Source organism: Pseudomonas sp. LBUM1661 (assembly GCF_059695925.1).
Genome location: NZ_CP166794.1, coordinates 2,959,204 through 2,981,555 on the forward strand (window position 1 = coordinate 2,959,204; position 22,352 = coordinate 2,981,555).

The following is a 22,352-nucleotide window of genomic DNA, read 5'->3' on the forward strand; positions in this document are numbered from 1 at the left end:
TCAGTGGCTGGCCGCTGTGGCGCCCATTTCGTTGACTTGCTGGAAGGTCGAGAAGCGCTCAAGGGCAAAGGGCTTGATCAGGTCCGGGACCTTGCCGCCACTGGCGACCAGTTCGGCCATGGTCTTGCCGCAGATCGGCGTGGCCTTGAAGCCCCAGGTGCCCCAGCCGGCGTCGAGGTAGTAATTCTTCACCGGCGACAGGCCCATGATCGGGCTGTAGTCCGGGGTCATGTCGGTGATGCCGGCCCATTGGCGCATTAACTTGGCGTTGGCCAGGAACGGGAACATCTCGATGGCATGGGCCAGCAGGCTTTCCTTGAGGTCCAGCGTCGAGCGCGTGTTGAACAGCGGATACGGGTCGGAACCGCCACCGAACACCACCTCGCCACGGCTGGTCTGCTGCACGTAGCAGTGCAGGGCGGAGGAGCTCACCAGCGGATCGAGAAACGGCTTGAACGGCTGGGTCACCATCGCTTGCAGCGGGAAGGTCTGGATCGGCGAACGGATCCCGGCCTTGGCCATCAACAAGGAGCTGTGCCCGGCAATCGCCTGCACCGCGCAGCCGCACTTGATGGTGCCGCGATTGGTTTTGACGGCGGTGATGGCGCCGTTCTCGATGATCAGGTCCTGAACTTCGGTGAGCTGATGGATTTCCACGCCGCGTTTGGCCGCCTGCTTGGCGTAACCCCAGGCCACGGCGTCATGGCGCGCGGTGGCACCGTCGATGTGCCAAAGCCCGGCGAGCACCGGCAAGTGGCCGGGGTCGAGGTTGAGGCTGGGCACCAGTTCGCGGATCTGCTGGCGGTCGATCATTTCGGTGCGGCCGCCGAAGTGTTTGTTGACCTCGGCGCGCTGACGGAACGAACGTACCGTGGCATCGGTGTGGGCCAGGGTCAGTTGGCCGCGCTCGGAGTACATGATGTTGAAATCGAACTCGTTGGACAGCGACTGAAACATCCGCACTGACTCGGCATAAAAACGCACGCCTTCGCTGGTCAGGTAGTTGGAGCGGATCACCGCGGTGTTGCGCGCGGTATTGCCGCCGCCCAGGTAGGACTTCTCCAGCACCGCGATGTTGGTGATGCCGTGGTACTTGGCCAGGTAATAGGCGGTGGCCAAGCCATGTCCGCCGGCGCCGATGATGACCACGTCATAGCTTGACTTGAGTTCCTTCGGCGGCGGCAAATCCACCTCAACCGGGTACTCCGAACTCAGCCCGTATTTCAATAGATTGAATGGCATACGGCCTCCGATTGGCTGCGTAGGGCCTGATGTTGCGCAAGGGCTGCGGTCACGGTGTTTTTCATCAGAAAGGCGATGGTCATCGGGCCGACTCCACCGGGTACCGGGGTAATCGCCGCGACTTGGGTCAGGGCGCTATCGAAATCGACGTCACCCACCAGACGGCTGCGGCCATCGCCCTCGATCCGGTTGATACCGACGTCGATCACCACCGCGCCGGGCTTGAGCCAACTGGCATCAATCAGCTGTGGTCGGCCGACGGCGGCGATGACGATGTCTGCCTGACGACACAGGGCCTGCGCATCCAGACTGCGCGAATGCAGTACGGTCACCGAGCAGTCTGCTTGCAACAGTAAGGCGGCCATGGGTTTGCCGACGATGTTCGAACGGCCGATCACCACCGCGTGCTTGCCGCGCAGATCGCCACAGGTTTGCTCCAGTAAATACAGGCAGCCGCTGGGCGTACAGGGCGCGAGTACGCTGCGACCCTGGCTCAGACCGCCGACGTTCTGACTGTGGAAGCCGTCCACGTCCTTGTCCGGCGCGATAGCTTCCAGTGCGCGCAATTCGTCGATATGCGCTGGCAACGGCAGTTGAAGAAGAATGCCGTGGATCGAGCGATCGGCATTCAGTCGGGCGATCAGAATAAGCAGCTGCTCCGTGCTGGTGTCCGTGGACAGCCGATGTTCCAGCGAGCGGATACCCACCTCTTCGGCGCGCAGGATTTTGTTGCGCACATAGACCTGACTGGCGGGGTCGCTGCCCACCAGGATCACCGCCAGTGCCGGTTGAATGTCTTGCTCGCGCAGGCGCTCCACGTCCTTGCGGACCTGCACTAGCACGCGGGCGGCGGTGGCTTTGCCGTCGATCAATTTATGCGTGTTCACCGGAAGATCACCGTTCTGTCCTGGTTGAGGAAAACCCGGTGCTCCAGGTGGTATTTGACCGCCTTGGACAGGGCCACGGTTTCGGTATCACGGCCGGTCGCCACGAGGTCGTCGGGCAGGTAGACGTGATCGACGCGCTGCACTTCCTGCTCAATGATCGGTCCCTCGTCGAGGTCGCTGGTGACGTAGTGGGCGGTGGCGCCAATCAGTTTCACGCCGCGCTGGTAGGCCTGGTGATACGGCTTGGCGCCCTTGAAACCGGGCAGGAACGAATGGTGAATGTTGATCGCCCGGCCTGAGAGTTGCTTGCACAGGTCATCGGAGAGGATTTGCATGTAACGCGCCAACACCACGAGTTCGGTGCCCGTGTCGTCGACGATCTTCATCAACTCGGCTTCCTGCCGGGCTTTGGTGTCTTTGGTGACCGGTAGATAGATGAAACGAATGCCTTCGCGTTCGGCCATGGGCCGCAGGTCGAGGTGATTGGAGACGATGGCGGTGATGGTCATGTCCATCTCGCCCTTGTGGTAGCGGTAGAGCAGGTCGGTCAGGCAATGGTCGAATTTGCTGACCATCAGCAACACGCGCATCGGTTCGCGGGTGTCGTGCAGTTCCCAGGTCATGTCGAAGGCTTGGGCAACGTCGGCGAAACCGTCCTTGATCTGTTGCAGATCGCCTACGTGGCCGTCGTTGAAACGGAATACCGCGCGCATGAAAAAGCGGCCGCTGAAATCGTCATCGAATTGCGCCATCTCCCCGATGTAGCAACCGTTGTCCGCCAGGTAGGTGGTGACGGCGGCCACGATGCCGGACACCGCGGGACAAGTAATCTTGATGATGAAATGGTTTTTTTCGTGTTGCATGACACGTCCTCGGGATGATGGCGGCAGCTCATCGCATAGCGAAAATAAGTGTCAGCGGACAGCAGGCTCATTCCTTGAGCGCGTTTTCTTGTGGGGAATATATTATTCCTGTTGGTGGCTTTATAGGGGAAATGAGGGCGTGACGTCTAGGGGTTTTGTGAAAGTTTTTTAACTGTGAGGAAATTTAGATGGCGGCCTGATAGTTGGCCTGGGGGGTGATTGAGTAAAAAACAACGTCCACTGTAGTAGCGAGCTCGCTCGCGATGGACCCACAGGCACCGTTCTTCGCGAGCAAGCTCGCTCCTATAGGGGAATGCGTATTCGCCAGTCAGGCCGGCCTGCAGGCCGCCGTGCTTTTGATCTTGATGCACCGCCCCATCGTGAGGCCCACGGAGCAGGACCGGAGCGAGGGCATGCCGAGCCACAGCGAGGCACCGAACGAAAGGGGCAAGAGCCCTTGGTTACTTGGGGCTCTTCCAAGTGACTCGCCGTAAGGGCGAAACCAATAGCGGCCGCAACCAAAAAATGGATATGCACACAAATCCATCAGCGTGCCTTTACTCCTTGTCACTCCCATAATTCATGATCGACAAAAGCCGAATCGGCACCCGCACCAATTCCTCCGGCCCATGGGGAATTTCGCCTTCAAAGGTCAAGCTGTCACCCGCCTCCATGCGATACAGCTGATTCCCATGGCGATAAATCAGCTCACCCTCAAGCAGATGAAGGAACTCGGTGCCAGGGTGCGAAAAGGTCGGAAACTCCTCACTCGCATCGTCCATGCTCACCATGTACGCCTCAAAACTCTTCTTCGGCCCACGCGTGTGATTGAGCAAATGGTACGTATGCCCCTTCTCGGTACCCCGGCGCACCACTTCCATGCCCTCATCCGCCTTGACCAATAACGCACTGCCATCCTGCTGATCATATTCGCTGAACAACTTCGACAACGGCAGGCCAAGCACATCGCACAGACGGCTCAGGGTATCGAGGCTGGTGGACACCTGGGCGTTTTCGATCTTGCTCAACATCCCCTGACTGATGTCGGCAATCTTCGCCACGTCAGACAACTTCAGATCCTGGGCCTGGCGCTGGCGCTTGATCTGCAAACCCAGGTATTGCTCAAGCTTGAGGCGCGGGGCGGTTTCGGTCGACATAGTCATCAGATCCTGCACACTTTCCGTTCAGTAATATTAGTTTCGCACTGAGAAAGTGCAAATCGCGGCGTTCGGCTCGCATCCTTCGGGCGGTATTCCCACCGGGAAAAGAATATTCCCATATATACAGCACAAAAGCGCCTTTCAGGGCGAATCAGCGTTGCACGCGCGAATCTGGCAAGGGCCTTGCATTCCTATTGGGAAACTAACTTTCTTTTTAGGAATAAAAAGACAGTCAAGGCCAATCCACAACGTTTTGCCTTTCGCGAGGAGTGACAAGCAATGTTGCCAGCAGAAACCCAGCGCATCATCGACAAGCACGGGATCAAGTACGTGCTTGCGCAGTTTGTGGATATACACGGCGCGGCCAAGACCAAATCGGTGCCGATCTGCGGCCTCAAAGCCGTGGCCGAGGAGGGCGCAGGGTTCGCCGGTTTCGCGATCAGCGGCATGGGCATGGAACCCCACGGGCCGGACTTCATGGCGCGCGGTGACTTGTCGACCCTGACCCCAGTGCCTTGGCAACCGGGTTATGGCCGAGTGGTGTGTATCGGTCATGTCGACGGCAAGCCGCATCCGTATGACAGTCGCTATGTCCTGCAACAGCAGGTGCAGCGCCTGGAGGAAAAGGGCTGGACCCTCAACACCGGTCTGGAACCCGAGTTCAACCTGATGCGCCGCGATGAAAGCGGCAAGCTGCAACTGGTCGACCCCAGCGACAACCTCGACAAGCCTTGCTACGACTACAAAGGCCTGTCGCGCTCCCGGGTGTTCCTCGAACGCCTGACCGAAGCCCTGCAAGCGGTGGATTTCGAGGTCTATCAAATCGACCACGAAGACGCCAACGGTCAGTTCGAGATCAATTACACCTACAGCGACGCCCTGACCTCGGCGGACCGCTTCACCTTCTTCCGCATGGCCGCCGGCGAGATCGCCAATGACCTCGGCATGATCTGCTCGTTCATGCCCAAGCCTGACCCGAAACGCGCGGGCAACGGCATGCACTTTCACCTGTCGATCAGCAGTGCCGACAACAAGAACCTGTTCCATGACGCCAACGACCCGAGTGGCATGGGCCTGTCGAAAATGGCCTATCACTTCGCGGCCGGTTTGCTGGCCCACGGCCCGGCGTTGTGCGCCTTCGCCGCGCCGACGGTCAACTCCTACAAGCGTCTGGTGGTCGGTAATTCGTTGTCCGGCGCGACCTGGGCGCCGGCCTTTATTGCCTTCGGCGCCAACAACCGCTCGGCGATGGTGCGGGTGCCTTACGGACGCCTGGAATTCCGGCTGCCGGACGCCGGTTGCAATCCCTATCTGGTCAGCGCCGCGATCATCGCTGCCGGCCTGGACGGCATCGACCGTCAGCTGGAAATCGACCACGTCTGCAATGAAAACCTCTACAGCCTGAGCCTGGAGCAGATCGCTGCGCGCGGCATCAAGACCCTGCCGCAATCGCTCAAGGAAGCGTGCGATGCGCTCGAAGCCGACCCGCTGTTCGCCGAGGTGCTGGGCCCGCAGATCGTTGGCGAGTTCATCAAGCTCAAGCGCATGGAGTGGGTGGAATACAGCCGCCACGTCTCCGATTGGGAGATCCAGCGCTACACCGAATTTTTCTGACTTTTTGCATCGACAACCATTCGGGCACCCGGCGTGGCGTCGGGCGTTCAGTGCCTCCGAAGGAGACTTGATATGTGTGGAATCGTAGGTCTGTACCTGAAAAATCCGCAGCTGGAATCCCAGCTCGGCAAGCTCTTTGAACCGATGTTGCAGGCCATGACCGATCGTGGCCCGGACAGCGCCGGTTTCGCTATCTATGGCGATGAAGTGGCGGATGGCTGGGTCAAGCTGACGCTGCAAGCGACCACTGATGGCTTCGATTGGAAAGTCCTGATGGGCGAACTGGAAGGCCGCCTCGGCTGTTCGCTGGACTGGTTCCAGAACGCCAGCGCCGCCGTGCTGAAGATTCATGCCGAAGAGGCACCGGTCCGCCTGGCCCTCGCCGAACTGGCGCCGAGCGTGCGGATCATGAGTGCGGGGCAGAGCATCGAAATCCTCAAGGGCATGGGCTTGCCGCAGGAAATTTCCCAACGTTTTGGCTTGGCCGGCATGAAGGGCAGCCACATCATCGGCCATACCCGGATGGCCACCGAAAGCGCGGTGACCATGGAAGGCAGCCACCCGTTTTCCACCGGCGCCGACCTCTGTCTGGTGCACAACGGCTCGCTGTCCAACCACTTCCGCCTGCGTCAGGAACTCAAACGCGAAGGCATCCATTTCGAAACCGACAACGACACTGAAGTGGCCGCCGGTTACCTGACCTGGCGCCTGCAACAGGGCGATTCATTGAAGGAGGCGCTGGATCATTCGCTGGAGGACCTGGACGGTTTCTTTACCTTCGCCATCGGCACCCGCAACGGTTTTGCAGTGATCCGCGACCCGATTGCCTGCAAGCCAGCGATCCTCGCCGAGACCGACGACTACGTCGCCATGGCCTCCGAATATCAGGCCCTGTCGAGCCTGCCGGGAATCGAAAACGCCAGGATCTGGGAGCCGGCACCGGCCACCCTGTACATCTGGGAACGCGAGTCAGCTTAAGGAGCGCACACATGAAAACCATCGATCTTTCCACTGCCACTGTGCGCGATCTCAATCAGGCGCTGCACGATCAGGTCAACAACGTTGAAGACCGCGAGTGGGTCGTCACTCATTCCAATGGCAAGCACAACCTCGCCGTGGGCGTGAATGAAGCCGTGTCCATCGATATCCAGGGTCACGCCGGTTACTACTGCGCGGGCATGAATCAAAAAGCCTCGATCACCGTGCACGGCAATGTCGGTGTCGGTTGCGCCGAGAACATGATGTCCGGCTACGTCCGGGTCAAAGGCAGCGCCTCCCAGGCTGCCGGTGCCACGGCCCATGGCGGGCTGCTGGTGATCGAAGGCGATGCCGGGGCGCGTTGCGGGATTTCCATGAAGGGCATCGACATCGTCGTCGGCGGCAGCATCGGCCACATGAGTTGTTTCATGGGGCAGGCCGGCCGCTTGGTGGTGTGTGGTGATGCCGGCGATGCACTGGGCGATTCGTTGTATGAAACCCACATCTACGTCAAAGGCAGCGTCGAGTCCCTGGGCTCGGATTGCATCGAAAAAGAGATGCGCGCCGAACACCTGGAAGAGCTGCAAGCGCTGCTGAACCGTGCAGGTTTCGACCACCAGGCGGCTGACTTCAAGCGCTACGGTTCGGCCCGTCAGTTGTACAACTTCAAAGTCGATAACGCGTCCGCGTACTGATCCAGGAGAACAAAACATGTCCGAGAAAACCCCTCCGGTACTGCGCGAGTCGGCCACCTTCGACCGCCTGACCATCCAGGAAATCCAGCGTGCCGCGGAAACCGGCATCTATGACATTCGCGGCGGTGGCACCAAGCGCAAGCTGCCGCATTTCGATGACCTGCTGCTGCTCGGCGCGAGTGTTTCGCGCTACCCGCTGGAAGGCTATCGGGAGAAGTGCGGCACTGACGTGATCCTCGGCAACCGCTTCGCCAAGAAGCCGATTCACCTGAAGATTCCGGTGACTATCGCCGGCATGAGTTTCGGTGCGCTGTCGGCCAATGCCAAGGAAGCCCTGGGCCGTGGCGCGACCATCGCCGGCACCAGCACCACCACCGGTGACGGCGGCATGACCCCGGAAGAACGCGGTCAGTCGCAGCACTTGGTCTATCAATATCTGCCCTCCCGTTATGGCATGAACCCGGACGACCTGCGCAAGGCTGATGCGATTGAAATCGTCCTGGGGCAGGGCGCCAAACCGGGGGGCGGCGGCATGCTGCTGGGCATGAAAGTCACCGAGCGCGTGGCCGGTATGCGCACCTTGCCGATCGGGGTCGACCAGCGCAGCGCTTGCCGTCATCCGGACTGGACCGGACCGGATGACCTGGCGATCAAGATTGCCGAGCTGCGGGAAATCACCGACTGGGAAAAACCGATCTACGTGAAGATTGGCGCGAGCCGGCCGTATTACGACGTCAAGTTGGCGGTGAAAGCCGGCGCGGACGTGATCGTGCTCGATGGCATGCAAGGCGGGACCGCGGCGACTCAGGAAGTGTTTATCGAACACGTCGGCATCCCGATTTTGTCGGCCATCCCGCAAGCGGTACAGGCTTTGCAAGAGATGGGCATGCATCGCAAGGTTCAGCTGATTGTCTCCGGTGGTATTCGCAACGGTGCCGACGTGGCCAAGGCCATGGCGTTGGGGGCGGATGCGGTGGCCATCGGCACGGCGGCGCTGATTGCCCTGGGCGATAACCATCCACGTCTGGACGAGGAACTGAAAAAAATCGGCTCGGCCGCCGGTTTCTATGATGACTGGCAAAACGGCCGCGACCCGGCCGGCATTACCACCCAGGACCCGGAGCTGTCCAAGCGTCTGGACCCGGTGGAAGGCGGCCGACGTCTGGCCAACTACCTGCGCGTTATGGTGCTGGAGGCCCAGACCATGGCTCGGGCTTGCGGCAAGTCGCACCTGCACAACCTTGATCCTGAGGATCTGGTGGCATTGACGGTGGAATCGGCGGCCATGGCGCGGGTGCCGTTGGCGGGGACCAGCTGGATTCCTGGTTCGGGTTCCGGTTACTGAAACGGGGTTGATGACGCTCGTTCCCACGCAGGAGCATGGGAACGATCAGATTGAGGGGCCCACAAAGAGGCCCATGAAAATTAAGTTGCTCACTGCCAGGCACTTTCCATTTTTTTGCAGGAGCTTTGAACATGGTCAATCGTCTTCTTGGCAAATCCCTTCTTGGCTTACTCGCGGCCGGTGCACTTGTACCGTTGGCGCAGGCGGCTGATGCACCAACTTTGAACACGGGTAGCACTGCCTGGATGGTCACTGCGGCGGTGTTGGTGCTGTTTATGTGCCTGCCGGGTCTCGCCTTGTTCTACGGCGGGCTGGTGCGGGCGAAAAACATGCTCTCGTTGTTTACCCAGTGTTTTGGCATCGCCGGTCTGGTGGGTGTTTTGTGGGTGGTTTATGGCTACAGCATGGTGGTCGACAGCACCGGCATGGTCGAGGGGCAGGTGACCTTCAACAGCTTTGTCGGCGGTTTGAGTCGGGCGTTTCTGGCCGGCATGACCCCCGAAAGTCTGGTGGGGGACATACCGGAAGGCGTGTTCGTGACCTTCCAGATGACCTTCGCCATCATCACCCCGGCACTAATTGCCGGGGCCTTTGCCGAACGCATGAAGTTCTCGGCGGCGCTGCTGTTCATGGCGCTGTGGTTCACCCTGGTTTACGCCCCGGTGGCGCATATGGTCTGGGGCGGTTCGGGCGCGTTGATGCATAACTGGGGTGTGCTGGATTTTGCCGGCGGTACTGCGGTGCATATCAATGCCGGTGTCGCGGCGCTGGCGGCGTGCCTGATTCTCGGCAAGCGCAAGGGTTATCAAAATACCCCGATGCCAGCGCACAACCTGAGCCTGACCATGGCCGGTGCGGCGATGCTTTGGGTCGGCTGGTTCGGCTTCAATATCGGTTCCGGTGGCGGCCTCAGTGGCACCTCCGGCATTGTCATGCTCAATACCCAACTGGGCGCGTGTGCCGGGATTCTTGGCTGGATGTTTACCGAGTGGTTCAAGGTCGGCAAACCGAGTGCACTCGGCCTGGCCAGCGGTGCCTTGGCCGGTCTGGTGGGGATCACGCCGGCGTGCGCCTATGTGGGTGTCGGTGGTGCGTTGGCCATCGGCCTGTTGTGCGGGGTGTTCTGCTATTTGAGCGTTACTGTGCTCAAGCGCCGCTTCGGCTATGACGACAGCCTCGACGTGTATGGCTTGCACGGCATCGGCGGGATGATTGGCGCGGTGTTGACCGGGGTGTTCTGCGTGCCGTCGATGGGCGGATTGGTCGAAGGCGTGACCATGGGCGCTCAGGTCGTGGCGCAAATCAAGGGTGTGCTGTTGACGACGGTTTACTGCTTTGTCATCAGTTGGATCATTCTCAAAGTGGTCAACGCGTTGGTTGGCTTGCGTGCGGATGAGTCGGTGGAAGACATGGGGCTGGATCTGGCTGAGCACAATGAGCGTGCTTACAACCACTGATCCTGACGGTTGATCGATACCTCGCTTGAGCTTGCGGAAAACCCTGTCGTTGCTGACGGGGTTTTTTGCGGATGTACACAGCCCAAATGTGGGAGCGGGCTTGCTCGCGATGGCGGCCTGATAGCCGACCATTTTCTTTCAGGTGTACATATCCATTCCTGCGGTAACGGCGGCTGGCGGTTTCGCTCTTACAGCGAGTCCCTTTTGCAAACGCCCAAAAGGAACCAAAACGCTTTGCCCCTCCATTCGGTGCCTCGCTGTGGCTCGGCATGCCCTCACTCCGGCATTGCTCCGGGGGCCCGCCGCCATCGGCCATCCCTGGCCGAGGGCGGCTACCGCGGCATCCTTGCCGCGGTGCCCCCTGCGCAACGCCTGCGTTCGGCCTCTGGGAAAGGGGCAACAGATCAAGATCAAAAGCCGAAGCAACGGCAACGGCAACGGCAAGATCAACAGCATCGCGAGCAAGCCCGCCCGCACATGATCGTTCCCACGCTCCGCGTGGGAATGCCGCCGGGGACGCTCCGCGTCCCGCTGTCGACGCAAGACCTCAGTCCTGCGCACGGGTGACGCGGAGCGTCACGGGATGCATTCCCACGCGGAGCATGGGAACGATCAGGTTACGGGGAATGCGTGCGCAGAAATCAGGCCGGCCGGTAGGCCGCCGTGCTGTTGATTTTGATGCACCGCCACCTCGTGAGGCCGAGTGGAGGTTCTGCGCAGTGGGCAACCCGGCAGGGATGCCGGGTTAGCCGCCGCCGGCCAGGGATGGCCGATGGCGGCGGGCCCACGGAGCAGGACCGGAGCGAGGGCATGCCGAGCCAAAGCGAGGCACCAAACGAAAGGGGCAAGAGCCCTTGGTTACTTGGGGCTCTTCCAAGTGACTCGCCGTAAGGGCGAAACCCATATCAGCCGTCACCAAAAAAAACGGATATGCCCCCAATGCCTCAGCGAGCCTCAACCCAACGCCAGGTCACTGACCGACCGCCAAAACCCCCGAGCCCAAAACCCCACGCTGCAACTGACTGGCAATCAAGGTGTTCTTCAGCAGATAGGCAATTGTCATCGGCCCAACACCCCCAGGCACCGGCGTAATCGCACTGGCAACCGTGCGTGCACTGGCATAATCAACATCACCCACCAGATGACTACCGGATTCGTCGGTAATGCGATTAATCCCGACATCAATCACCACCGCTCCAGGCTTAAGCCAGCTCGCGTTGATCAACCCAGGACGACCCACCGCCGCGACAACGATATCCGCCAGTCGGCACAACGCCGGCGCATCGACGCTACGTGAGTGCACCACGCTGACCGAACAATGCGCCTGCAACAACAAGGTCGCCATCGGCTTGCCGACAATGTTCGATCGGCCAACAACCACCGCATGCAAACCGCTCAAATCACCACAGGTTTCGTGCAACAGACGCATGCAGCCGCTAGGTGTGCACGGCGTCAGGACTTCCATCCCTTGCACCAATCCGCCAACGTTCTCCCGATGAAAACCGTCCACGTCCTTGATCGGGTCAATGGCATGAATCACGGCCGCTTCGTCGATGTGCCCCGGCAAGGGCAACTGCACCAAAATGCCGTTCACCGTGGCGTCGGCGTTCAGTTGGGCGATCAACTCTAGCACTTGTGCCTGGCTGGCATCGTCCGGCAGACGGTATTCAAGGGAGCGAATCCCGACTTCCTTGGCCCGCAGCAGCTTGTTGCGCACATACACATGGCTGGCCGGGTCGTCGCCAATCAGCAGGACCGCCAAGGCGGGAAAAATCTGCTGCCCGGCCAGGACCAGAAGTTCTTCTCGGACTTCTTCCAGAACCTTGGCGGCAATGGCTTTACCGTCGATATTCCGGGCCAGTGGTGGGGTATTGCTGTTCAAATGCGTCACCGTCATTAAAAGAATATCGAGGTGATCATCGAGACGCCGTAGCGCCTCGATGGTCCATAAGCGGCATGAAACCAGGGGCTCAGGTTACCAGTTGGTGGCAACCGTACACCACCAGCACGCCGGCGATGAGCGTGACATAGGGCAACCAACCTGCACGTTTGAGCCCGGCATCGGCCTGAACGTACAGGTCGCTGAGCATTGCGTCGGGGAAGCGGCCCTTGTCCTGCACATAGTGGCGGTAGCAGAACACCGGCAGGATCAACAGCGCCAGCAACAGGCCAGTCATCAATGTCCCGGCGCCCCAGATATCGGCGCCCAGTCCCATGCACGCCAGATTGACGAAACTCAATACGCCACCGGCCGCCAGCAACACCGTTGGTGCCTTGTACGGGCGCAGCCAGTCGGGACGGTCGAGCCGATGGATCCAGCCGGCATTCAGGTTGAGGAAGTTGAAGATGATGTAGCTGACGTTCGACGCGGCGAGCACGAAGACGTAGTCGGACATCAGCAACAACAGCAGATTGAAGGACAGGTCCGTCCACATCGCCGCCGTGGGGGCGCCGTGTTCATTGGTGCGGCCCAGGTACTTCGGCAGCCAGCCATCCACCGATGCCTGATACAGGGTGCGCGACGAACCGGACATCGAGGTCATGATCGCCAGCAACGTGGCCAGTACCAGCATGATCAGCACGATGTTGGCGACCAGTTTACCGCCGCCGATGCTGTCCGCCAGCACCTGGCCGACGCCCATGCCGCTGTAGATCGCCGGCGACAACAGACCGCTGTAGACCGCCGGTGTGACCACCGCGCCGCTGGCATCCAGCACCGCCGGCGTCACCAGTTGGCCAAGGCCGAGGCTGCCTTGAAACGCCAGCGGCACCAGGGTAAACACCAGAATGCACAGCAGGCCGGCATAGAAAATCGCCTTGAACGTGTCACGCTTGGGGTCCTTGAATTCCCGGGTGTAGCACACCGCCGTTTCGAAGCCGTAGGTCGACCACGCGGCCATGAATAGCCCGCCGGCCATCAGCGACCAGCCGGAAATATCCCACGGCCCGTCGATGACCTGACCCGCCGCATCATGCGCCAGCGGGTACAACGGCAAGAAATTGGCCTGCGCCGCGTCCCCGGTGAACAACGGCACGACGCCCACCAGCAGCAACGGAATCAGCGAGGTCACACCCAGCACCAGGGTCAGGCGCGCCGAACGCAGGATGCCGCCATGCTGCACGGCGAACACCGTCAACAGAATCAACAGGCCAATGGCGAAGGTCGCGTTGATCCGCAGCGACAGGCCACTCTTGATCCAGCCCAGATCGAGCAAGGTCAGTTGCCAGGTGTTGATTAACGCATCGGCCGGGAACAGCGCGGTGAGGATGTAACCAGCTGCCAACCCTGAGCCGATGGACAACACCGGCGACCAGGCCAGCCAGTTGCACCACACCGACACCGGTGCAATCAGCTTGCTGTAGCGCACCCAGGCAACGGCGCCGTAGACCGAGGCGCCACCAGACTTGTGCGGAAACAGGCCGGCGATTTCGGCGTAGGTGAAGGCCTGGATAAACCCGAACAGGATCGACACGATCCAGACGATCCACGCCGGTTTGCCCACCGTGGCGGCAATCGCGCCGATTGAAAACAGCACCAGCGCGGGCACGCCGCTGGCGACCCAGAAAGCCCCGCGCCAATCGATCTTGCGGTGCAGGCTGCCGACCGAGCTGGCGGCCTGCGGTACGGTCTCGAACGTAGTCGCTTCCATCTTCGTATTCCCATGTCTGAGTAGAGGGGTAGTGGGGCAGTCAAAGTCAGGTGGCGCACAGGTTCGTGGGGGGCGATTAACTGCGTACCCGGCTTTTGTCCGGGTCGTAGAAAATCGCGGCGGTGACCGTGGCGCTGATGCGCTTCTGCAGGCCATCGACTTTGCCGATCTCAAGCGTCGTACCGACATCGGCGCAGGCCACATCGACCCGGCACAGGGCGATGTTGCTGGCCAGCAGCGGCGAACGGCAGGCACTGGTGATCACCCCGACCTGCGCCCGGCCGCGATACACCGGGTCACCGTGATGGGCGCCTTCGTTGCCGCTCAATTGCAGCCCCACCAACTTGTGCGCGGGGTGCGCGCTGCGCCGAAACAGGGCATCGCGGCCGATGAAATCGTCGGTTTTGCTTTTCAACGGCACGCTAAAACCGATGCCTGCCTCGAAAGGATCGGTCTGGTCGCTGAACTCGTAGCCAGCGAAAATCAGCCCGGCTTCGATGCGCAGCATGTCCAGCGCTTCCAGGCCCAGCGGCACCAGGCCCAAGGGTTGGCCCAGTTGCCAGATCCGGTCCCAGACTTGCTCGGCGTCCTCGGGCTGGCACCAGACTTCGTAGCCCAGTTCGCCGGTGTAGCCGGTGCGCGAGATCATCAGCGGGCAGCCGTCGTAGCCGTCCAGACGGCCCACCAGGAAACGGAACCAGCCCAGGGTTTCCAGGCTCGGTTGGGTCGGCGCGGTCCAGACCATCTGTTTGAGCAACTCGCGGCTCATCGGGCCTTGCACCGCCAGGTTGTGGATCTGCTCGCTGGCGGATTTGACCCAGACCTTCATGCCGAGCTTTTGCGCCTGCTCGCGCAGCCACACCCCGGCGTAGTCCTCGCCGCAAATCCAGCGGAAATTGTCCGGGCCCAGGCGCAGCAGGGTACCGTCGTCGAGCATGCCGCCGTGTTCGTGGCACATCGCCGAGTACACCACTTGACCCACCGCCAGACGGCGTACATCGCGGGTCAGGCAGTACTGCAACAAGGCTTCGGCGTCGGGGCCGATGATCTCGAACTTGCGCAGGGCGGTCAGGTCCATCACCGCCACGCGTTCGCGGCAACCGAGGTATTCCTCGATTGCGCCATAGCCGTCATAGCGCAGTGGCAACCACCAATTGCGGTAGTCGACGAAGCTGCCGGTCAGGGCGCTGGTGCGTGAGTGAAACGCAGACTCACGGGTGAGAATCGGGTCGGCATCGGCCGTGGTTCGAGTGCTCATGGCGATGGAAAAACGCTCCTTTTCGCTGTAGATGCGGACCTGGATGTCGGTCGGGTTCCAGCCATTGGCCGGGTCGATGTCATCCGGGCACGAGGTGCTGCCGCACAGCAGGTCGGTCATGGCCCGCAGCAACACGTAATCGCCAGGCCGCGACCAGGGTTCGTCCAGGGTCATTTGCTGGTGCGCGTCGATCCCGGTGTTGAAGAACAAATTGATCGCCGGCCAACCGCTGCGAGCCTCGACCCCGTGAGGCGCCAACGCCCGGCTCAGGTTGTCGCTGCAGTTGTCGTGCCCGAAGTAGCCATGGCTTTCGTAGTAGCGCGCGGCGCAAGCCAGGGCGAAGGAATCGTGGCGGCCGACGGTGTCACGCACCACCTCCAGCATCGGCTGCATCTGCCGGTCGAAAAACTTCGAGAACAGCCCCGGTGCCGGGTAGGCACTGCCGTTCAAGGTGCGGGTGACGGTCTGGTCCAGATCCAGTTCGACGCCGCGATCCAGTGCCCGTCGATCGAGGGCGACGAAGTCCGAGCATTGCCGACCAGCGACGTCCAGCACCTGTACGTATTGGCCTTTGCCGACGGTGTAACTGCGGGCGGTGCCAGCGTTGATGGTGAATTCGTCGAGTAACTCGCCCAAGGGTTCGGGCAACGCGGGAAGCAGTAGCGGCGAGGGGGCGGCCCGAGTCACCCACACCCTGAGTTCGCTGGGCCGATACTGCCGGTCAACGCTCGTTGGCCCGGCGGGCGCGGCAACGATCACCAGCAACTCGTCACTGGCAACGAAATGTCGGCTGAAATCGGCCGGGCTGTCCTCGCCCCAGAGTGACGCGGCGCTGGGCAGGTGGTGCGGATCAATCCCGCGTCGGCTCAAGGCCTGGTTAATGCGCCGGGCCTGCAAGGTCGGTTCGGCGAGCCGAGCGCAGATGAACCCGCAGTCCGCTGAACCGCTCAACGCCCAGGCCGATAACGCGCTGCGGCCGCTGGCGTCCACGGCCAGCAACTCGCAGGGTTGCCGACCTTCAAGGTCGATTATTTGCAGGCTGTCGCCGGGCTGCAAGGCCACCAGCGTCAGGCCGCCCGCCGCCACCCGATAGCGTTCCTGCGCCGGGGCGCGGGCAAACAGTCCGGGCTCCCGGGGGCGAGATACACGAGGTGCATTCATGATGAACCTCCGGGTCAGCCGACTGACTTGATCGACGTCGGGGGTTGCGCGAGGTACGCCGCCATCGAGTCGTCGAGGGCATGCAACCACGGCGTGTGATGGGGCGGTGACTGGGTGCCGGTCATCAGCGAGCGGTAGGATTTGTCGCGATAACCCATGATGTTTTCCGCCTTGTCGTGCTTCCAGTGCAGGAAGGTTTCGTTGACGGCGGCGATGTCGAAATTCGGGTAATCGGTGGCGTCCACCAGGTGCTGGATGTAGGCGCCCTGGTACTCGAACATCTGCTGGTTGGTTTCCAGCGTCTGTTCCCGTGCGTGCCATTGCTGGCTGTCGGCGACCATCTCGGCGTGGCTCGGCAATTCAATGCGCCCGAGGATCACATCGCGGGCGTACCAGGCCTGGGCGTCGAACATGTTGAAGGAGTACCACTGGTCCTGCATGCCGAGGTAAATCAGCCGTGGGTTCGGTTCCCAGAACACGCCTTTGTACAGATTCATCGGCCACAGGCGGTTGTCGGTCTTGAGGCTCAGTTCGTCCGGCAGGAAAGGGAAGTGATGCTTGTAGCCGGTGCAGAGGATCACCGCGTCGATGTGCTTGCTGCTGCCGTCGATAAAGTACGCACGGTTGTTTTCCAGGCGCTGCAGCAACGGTTTTTCTTCCCAATTCTCCGGCCAGGCATAGCCCATGGGCGCGGTGCGGTAGCAACTGGTGATGCTGCGCGCGCCGTATTTGTAGCACTGCGAACCGATGTCCTCGGCGGAATAGCTGCTGCCGACGATCAGCAGATCCTTGCCCTTGAACTCCAGTGCCTCGCGGAAATCATGGGCATGCAGGATGCGCCCGGCGAACTGTTCGAAGCCTTCGAAGTACGGCACTTTGGGTGTGGAAAAATGGCCGCAGGCGTTGATCACATAGTCGAATGCTTCGCAGGTCAGGGTGTCGCTGTTGTAGTCGTGGGCGTACAGGGTGAAGCGCTGGCTTTGCTCATCAAACGTGACCTGACGCACCACGTTGTTGAAGCGGATGTAGTCGCGCACGCCAGCTTTTTCGACGCGTCCCTTGATGTAGTCCCACAGCACTTCCCGTGGCGGATAAGAGCCGATGGGGCGACCAAAATGTTCTTCGAAGGTGTAGTCGGCAAATTCCAGGCATTCCTTCGGTCCGTTCGACCACAGGTAACGGTACATGCTGCCGTGCACCGGCTCGCCGTTTTCGTCCAGGCCGGTGCGCCAGGTGTAGTTCCACATGCCGCCCCAATCGTTCTGCTTTTCGAAGCAGACCAATTCCGGGATGTCGGCGCCCTGGTCGCGAGCCGACTGGAAGGCTCGAAGTTGCGCCATGCCGCAAGGACCGGCGCCGATGATTGCCACGCGTAAAGTCATGATCGTGCCTCGTAATGGCTCTTGAAGTTAAAAACAGGGGCGCTCAGCGAAAGATCACTGTCTTGTCCTGGTTGATGAACACCCGGTGTTCCAGGTGGTATTTCAGGGCTTTGGAAAGGGCCACGGTTTCGGTGTCGCGACCGATCGCGACCAGCGAATCGGGCAGGTGCGTATGGTCGACGCGCTGGATTTCCTGCTCGATGATCGGCCCCTCGTCGAGGTCGCTGGTGACGTAGTGGGCGGTGGCGCCGATCAGCTTCACGCCCCGGTCGTATGCCTGGTGATAGGGTTTGGCACCCTTGAAACCGGGCAGGAACGAGTGATGGATGTTGATGGCCCGACCGGACAATTGCTGGCACAGACCGTCGGACAAAATCTGCATGTAGCGGGCAAGCACCACCAGATCAGTTTGGGTGTCTTCGACGATGCGCATCAGCTCGGCTTCCTGGCTGGCCTTGCTGTCCTTGGTGACCGGCAGGTAGATGAAGCGGATGCCCTCGCGCTCGGCCATCGCGCGTAAATCCAGGTGGTTGGAAACCACCGCAGTGATGTGCATGTCCATCTCGCCTTTGCGGTGGCGATACAGCAGGTCGGTCAGGCAATGGTCGAACTTGCTGACCATCAACAGCACTCGGGTCGGCTGGCTTGAGCAGAACAGTTGCCACTGCATGTCGAAGCCGCCGGACAGATCGCCCAGGTCTTCACGCAGGGCGCCGATATCGCCGCTCACGCCGGTGTTGAAACGGAACACCGCGCGCATGAAAAACTGCCCGGTGAACTCGTCGTCGAATTGCGCCAACTCGCTGATGTAGCACTGCTGGCGGGCCAGGCAGGCGCTGATCGCGGCGACGATGCCCGACGCCGCCGGGCAGTTGATTTTCAGAATGTAATGTTCGCTGGAGGTGTCCATCGAAGGCTCCATGGAGGAAATGGGTGGGGCTCAGCCCTTGGCCGTGCGCTTGGTTTTTTCCGGGTCGTCGAAAGGCAGCGCGTGAGTCACGGCGGCGCTTTCCTGGCTGCCTCGGACCTGCAAGGCGATGCCGGGAACGGAGCAGGCGACGCTCAGGCGTGCGATCGCCATCGAGCGTTTGCTCAGGCGTGAATACATGCCGCAGGTGATCACCCCGACTTGCTGATTGCCTTGCCACAAGGTGTCGCCGGCCTCGGCGGCGCGCACGCCTTCGAGCAACACGCCAGTGATCTTGAAGCGCTCCTGGCCGCGCAGACGGAAGTGCTCTTCGGCGCCGCGAAACTCGCGTTTGTCCGGGGAGACGGTGAAATCCAGGCCCATTTCCCAGAGCGTGTCGCCGGCCTTCTGGTCGGCGAAGGGGTACATCTGCGAGTTGTCGTAGGGGAAAAACATCAACGAACTTTCCACGCGCAACCAGTCCAGCGCGGTAAAGGCACACGGGATGATGCCCAGGCCCGCGCCGTATTCGAGGATGGCGTCCCACAGCGCCGGGGCATCGGCGGCCTTGCAGAAAATCTCGTAGCCGCGTTCGCCGGTGTAGCCGGTGCGCGAGATCATCACCGGGCGGTCGAACAGGCGGGTTTGCAGGTGATGGAAGTACGGCAACTGGCGAATGCCGGGCACGTGCTCGGCGAGAAAATCCACCGCCAGTGGCCCTTGCAGCGACAGGTCGTGCAGGTCGTCGTCGAACAGCACCGCCACCTGCCGGCCTTGCGACGAACGCACGAGCATTTCGTGTCCGCTGCCGGCGCCGTGCACCACCATGAACGCGTTGGGCCCGGTGCAGTAAACGATGCAGTCATCGACGAACTTGCCGTCCTCGTCGAGCATCGAGGCGTACACCGATTTGCCGGGGTAGAGCTTGGCGATGTCGCGGGTGGTGGCCCATTGCAGCAGGCTCTCGGCGTGGGGGCCCACGTAGTGGACTTTTTTCAGCCCGGAAACGTCCATCAGCCCGGCGCGGGTGCGGATCGCCTGGTGGTGATCGGCCAGGTCGCTGGCATAGGTCCAGGCGGTGCCCATGCCGTTCCAGTCTTCGAGGTTCGAACCGAGTGCGCGGTGGCGCTCGGCGAGTGCAGAAATACGCCATGAATGAGCCATGTGAAGGTCCTTGTCGGGGGGAAAGTGCAAAGGGTCAGGCTTGTAGATCGAAGCGGCTCAGCCACTCCACCAGGGTCTGTCGGTAACGAGTCATGCCCTTGTAGTCGGCGATCGGCTCGGGCAGGTCGCGCAGCACGCGGTGCAAACGGCAGCCCCAGCCGGGCTGCGTGACCAGTTCGTCCATGCTGATCAGGTAGGTGCGGATGCTGAACATCACCGCGTTGCTGCGCGGCAGGCGGATCATCACTTGCAGCTCGACGCGCAAATGCACCTGCTGCCCGACGTTCTCGGGCGTGATGCGACCGCGGTCGGCGCCCCATTGGTGAAAGGTTTCGGGTGATGAATCGAGGCGCGGGTTGATCGTCAGCGTCCAGTTCAAGCGCCGGACCGGCTGCCCCACTTGCAGGTTGAGCAAGTACTTCAATGCACGCTCGAAAATGCCCATCTGATGCGCCATCGGCACCGGCGAATGCCACTGCTTGAAACTCATCCCGGCGTCGAACGCCAAGGACCAGTCGGCTGGGCTGGTGACCATGCCGGCGTCCATGAACAGGTCGCCGTCACGCTGATCGAGCAGGGCAAAGTCGCCCTGGACCTGGCGGGTAATGAACTCCAGCGGTTCGCAGGGCAGGGTGCTGGCATCGCCGAAGACAAAGCGTTGATCGATGTTCAGCACCCGGTTACGCCAGTGCCAATGCTCACCGTCACGCACCAGCGTGAAGCATTCCGGATAATCGGCCGCGAGGTTTTCCATCAGCAGTTGCAGCGCATCCCAGGCCGCCACTTGCATGTGCGGCATCACCAGGTAGCGGCGCGGATCCTTGTCCAGCACCAACGCGCGTTCGGCCATTTCCGAACGGTAGTGTTCGTCGATGTCGAAGCGGTGCTGGTAAATCGAACCCGGATCGCGGGAGGTCGCCGGTTCGATGTTCACTGAATACAGGTAACTGTCCTCGGTGAACGGGAAGGGGAAACGACGGATCGCCGTGGGGCTGTTGCGAAAACTGAAGTCGTCTCGATAGCTCTGCACGGGGCTTGATTGAATGGTCATGGTCGACTCCTAAAGATCCAGCGAAACGCAAGGGCCGCAGCCGCGAGAGACGCAGGGCATGAGAAATTCAGCCTGCTCGGCAGGGCTCAGAAAGCTGTCGCGGTGTTCGATCTCGCCGCTCACGTGGCGGGTCATGCACTGGCCACAGACGCCGCCACGGCACAGGTTGGGGATTTTCAAACCGGCGGATTCCAGGGCTTCGAGCAGGCTTTGCTCGGCACCGACCTTGAGGCGTTGGCCGCTGCGCAGCAGTTCCAGGTCGAAGGGCTGGCCCGGTTGCGCGGCATTGAAGGCTTCCCAATGCACCCGGCTTTTCGGCCAGCCAAGGGCCTTGGCCTGCTGCTGAACCGCATCGAGCAACGGTTGCGGGCCGCAGGTGTACACGTGGCTGCCGAGCGGCCGGTCTCGCAGGATCGGGTTCAGGTCCGGGCGGCAGGCGTAGGTGTGCAGTCGCGCGCCCAGTCGCTGTTGCAACTCTTCGACATAGGCATCGCTCACGCCTGGGCGATACAGGTAATGCAGCTCGAAGTCGGCCCGTTGTTGTTCCAGTGCCTCGATGTAAGCCATGAAAGGCGTGATGCCGATGCCGCCGGCGATCAGGATGTGCAGGCGGGCGGTCGAGTGCAGGGCGAACAGATTGGCCGGCGGTGAGATCTCCAGCGTGTCGCCGACCTGGACCTGCCGGTGCAGGTAGTGCGAGCCGCCGCGAGAGACGTCCTGCAGGCGCACGGCGATGCGGTAATGGCGGGTGTCCGCCGGGTCGCTGGTCAGAGAATAGGCGTTGCGCACCTTGCCGTCGGCCAGCGGCAGGTGCACCTGCACATGACTGCCGGGGGAGAAACCTGGCATCGGCCCGGCGCAGGATTGCAGGGTCAACTCACGCACCACCGGGGTGAGCATTCTCGTTGCGCTGACTCGTACCTTGAGCGCGGCACTCATGACCGGGCTCCTGCGTAAGGCTGGTCGGGATCAGTGCAGACGCCGAGGTAAGCCCCCAATCGACGGGAAAAGTGTTCGCGGACTTCAAGCCGGACTTCGCAACCGATGCAGTTCAACTCCGGTTCCGGCCCGGCGGATTGGCTCAGGCCGCAGTGCACGCAGTACACCCTGCGAGGGCCGGCGAGGGTGTGGCTGATGTCGATCTCGTCATCTTCCAGCCCGGCCGTGCGGGCTTCGCCATGGACGCGCCAGATAAAGGCCTCGTCGCCCAGGATGTAGAGATGGCTACCGACGGAGGCGTTGAGCAGTGCCTGATGCAGGCGCCGGGCAAAATCGGCGTTCTCGCCATTCAGCACCATAGGCTGTTCAAGTTCGCCGACAAAGGGCGCACAGGCCGCCGCCGATTGCATGACCACGATGTACCGGGTGGCCGTTTCGCGAGTGGGCGGCTGGCCATAGCGGGGGAGGCTGTGAAGTCGCTCGGGAGCGCTGCTGTGTCTATCCGTCATGCTGGCTTTCCTGGCTGGACAGGGAATTTTGTTTCCTGGTGGGGAAGATAATTTCCTATGGGGAAAATCTTCTCAATCCGGAAAAAGGGC

At 61.4% G+C, this 22,352-nt stretch carries 18 protein-coding genes; 5 read left to right on the forward strand and 13 right to left on the reverse strand.

Features of this window, described 5'->3' with window-relative positions; genetic code table 11:
* The 4 genes from ACA057_RS13525 to ACA057_RS13540 form a co-directional block, all read right to left on the reverse strand.
* Positions 1-1,242: an FAD-dependent oxidoreductase gene (locus ACA057_RS13525; protein ID WP_497349084.1), complete on the reverse strand. Its 1,242-nt coding sequence runs from the start codon at positions 1,240-1,242 to the stop codon at positions 1-3.
* Positions 1,224-2,129, reverse strand: a complete 906-nt coding sequence (gene folD, locus ACA057_RS13530; protein WP_497349086.1) for a bifunctional methylenetetrahydrofolate dehydrogenase/methenyltetrahydrofolate cyclohydrolase FolD — start codon at positions 2,127-2,129, stop codon at positions 1,224-1,226. The genes ACA057_RS13525 and folD overlap by 19 nt, the downstream gene beginning before the upstream one ends.
* Positions 2,126-2,992 carry a formyltetrahydrofolate deformylase gene (gene purU, locus ACA057_RS13535; protein ID WP_497349088.1) on the reverse strand — a complete coding sequence of 289 codons (867 nt, stop codon included), beginning with the start codon at positions 2,990-2,992 and terminating at the stop codon, positions 2,126-2,128. Before purU (ACA057_RS13535) ends, folD begins: the two co-directional genes overlap by 4 nt.
* Before the next feature lie 557 nt (positions 2,993-3,549).
* Positions 3,550-4,149, reverse strand: coding sequence for a helix-turn-helix domain-containing protein (locus ACA057_RS13540; RefSeq protein ID WP_497349090.1), 600 nt, complete (start codon positions 4,147-4,149; stop codon positions 3,550-3,552).
* Positions 4,150-4,431: 282 nt separating this feature from the next.
* Between ACA057_RS13540 and glnT the strand changes: the two genes are divergently transcribed.
* From glnT to ACA057_RS13565, 5 genes are all read left to right on the forward strand, one after another.
* Positions 4,432-5,766, forward strand: a complete 1,335-nt coding sequence (gene glnT, locus ACA057_RS13545) for a type III glutamate--ammonia ligase (protein WP_497349092.1) — start codon at positions 4,432-4,434, stop codon at positions 5,764-5,766.
* Between the two features lie 72 nt (positions 5,767-5,838).
* Positions 5,839-6,744, forward strand: coding sequence for a class II glutamine amidotransferase (locus ACA057_RS13550; protein ID WP_497349094.1), 906 nt, complete (start codon positions 5,839-5,841; stop codon positions 6,742-6,744).
* Positions 6,745-6,755: 11 nt separating this feature from the next.
* Entirely contained in the window at positions 6,756-7,439 is a 684-nt protein-coding gene (locus tag ACA057_RS13555) for a protein glxC (RefSeq protein ID WP_497349096.1), read from the forward strand.
* Between the two features lie 16 nt (positions 7,440-7,455).
* The gene (locus ACA057_RS13560; RefSeq protein ID WP_497349098.1) at positions 7,456-8,784 is read left to right on the forward strand and encodes an FMN-binding glutamate synthase family protein; all 1,329 of its coding nucleotides are present in this window, start codon (positions 7,456-7,458) and stop codon (positions 8,782-8,784) included.
* Between the two features lie 131 nt (positions 8,785-8,915).
* Positions 8,916-10,241 (forward strand): ammonium transporter, encoded by a 1,326-nt coding sequence (locus tag ACA057_RS13565; protein WP_497349100.1) that lies wholly within the window; start codon positions 8,916-8,918, stop codon positions 10,239-10,241.
* 970 nt (positions 10,242-11,211) lie between these two features.
* Here ACA057_RS13565 and ACA057_RS13570 read toward each other — a convergent pair.
* From ACA057_RS13570 to ACA057_RS13610, 9 genes are all read right to left on the reverse strand, one after another.
* Entirely contained in the window at positions 11,212-12,138 is a 927-nt protein-coding gene (locus tag ACA057_RS13570) for a bifunctional 5,10-methylenetetrahydrofolate dehydrogenase/5,10-methenyltetrahydrofolate cyclohydrolase (RefSeq protein ID WP_497349102.1), read from the reverse strand.
* A 73-nt stretch (positions 12,139-12,211) separates the two neighbouring features.
* Entirely contained in the window at positions 12,212-13,891 is a 1,680-nt protein-coding gene (locus tag ACA057_RS13575; RefSeq protein WP_497349104.1) for an APC family permease, read from the reverse strand.
* 76 nt (positions 13,892-13,967) lie between these two features.
* Positions 13,968-16,310, reverse strand: a complete 2,343-nt coding sequence (locus tag ACA057_RS13580; protein WP_497349106.1) for a trimethylamine N-oxide demethylase — start codon at positions 16,308-16,310, stop codon at positions 13,968-13,970.
* Between the two features lie 14 nt (positions 16,311-16,324).
* Positions 16,325-17,692, reverse strand: coding sequence for a trimethylamine monooxygenase (locus ACA057_RS13585; RefSeq protein ID WP_497349108.1), 1,368 nt, complete (start codon positions 17,690-17,692; stop codon positions 16,325-16,327).
* Positions 17,693-17,735: 43 nt separating this feature from the next.
* The gene (gene purU, locus ACA057_RS13590) at positions 17,736-18,602 is read right to left on the reverse strand and encodes a formyltetrahydrofolate deformylase (protein WP_059403104.1); all 867 of its coding nucleotides are present in this window, start codon (positions 18,600-18,602) and stop codon (positions 17,736-17,738) included.
* Positions 18,603-18,632: 30 nt separating this feature from the next.
* The gene (locus tag ACA057_RS13595) at positions 18,633-19,763 is read right to left on the reverse strand and encodes an aminomethyl transferase family protein (protein WP_497349111.1); all 1,131 of its coding nucleotides are present in this window, start codon (positions 19,761-19,763) and stop codon (positions 18,633-18,635) included.
* Between the two features lie 34 nt (positions 19,764-19,797).
* A complete protein-coding gene (locus ACA057_RS13600) occupies positions 19,798-20,814 on the reverse strand; it encodes a heme-dependent oxidative N-demethylase family protein (protein WP_497349113.1) in 1,017 nt (338 codons plus the stop codon).
* Positions 20,815-20,823: 9 nt separating this feature from the next.
* A complete protein-coding gene (locus tag ACA057_RS13605; RefSeq protein WP_497349115.1) occupies positions 20,824-21,753 on the reverse strand; it encodes a PDR/VanB family oxidoreductase in 930 nt (309 codons plus the stop codon).
* Entirely contained in the window at positions 21,750-22,262 is a 513-nt protein-coding gene (locus ACA057_RS13610) for a dimethylamine monooxygenase subunit DmmA family protein (RefSeq protein ID WP_497349117.1), read from the reverse strand. The genes ACA057_RS13605 and ACA057_RS13610 overlap by 4 nt, the downstream gene beginning before the upstream one ends.
* Positions 22,263-22,352 lie beyond the last annotated feature (90 nt).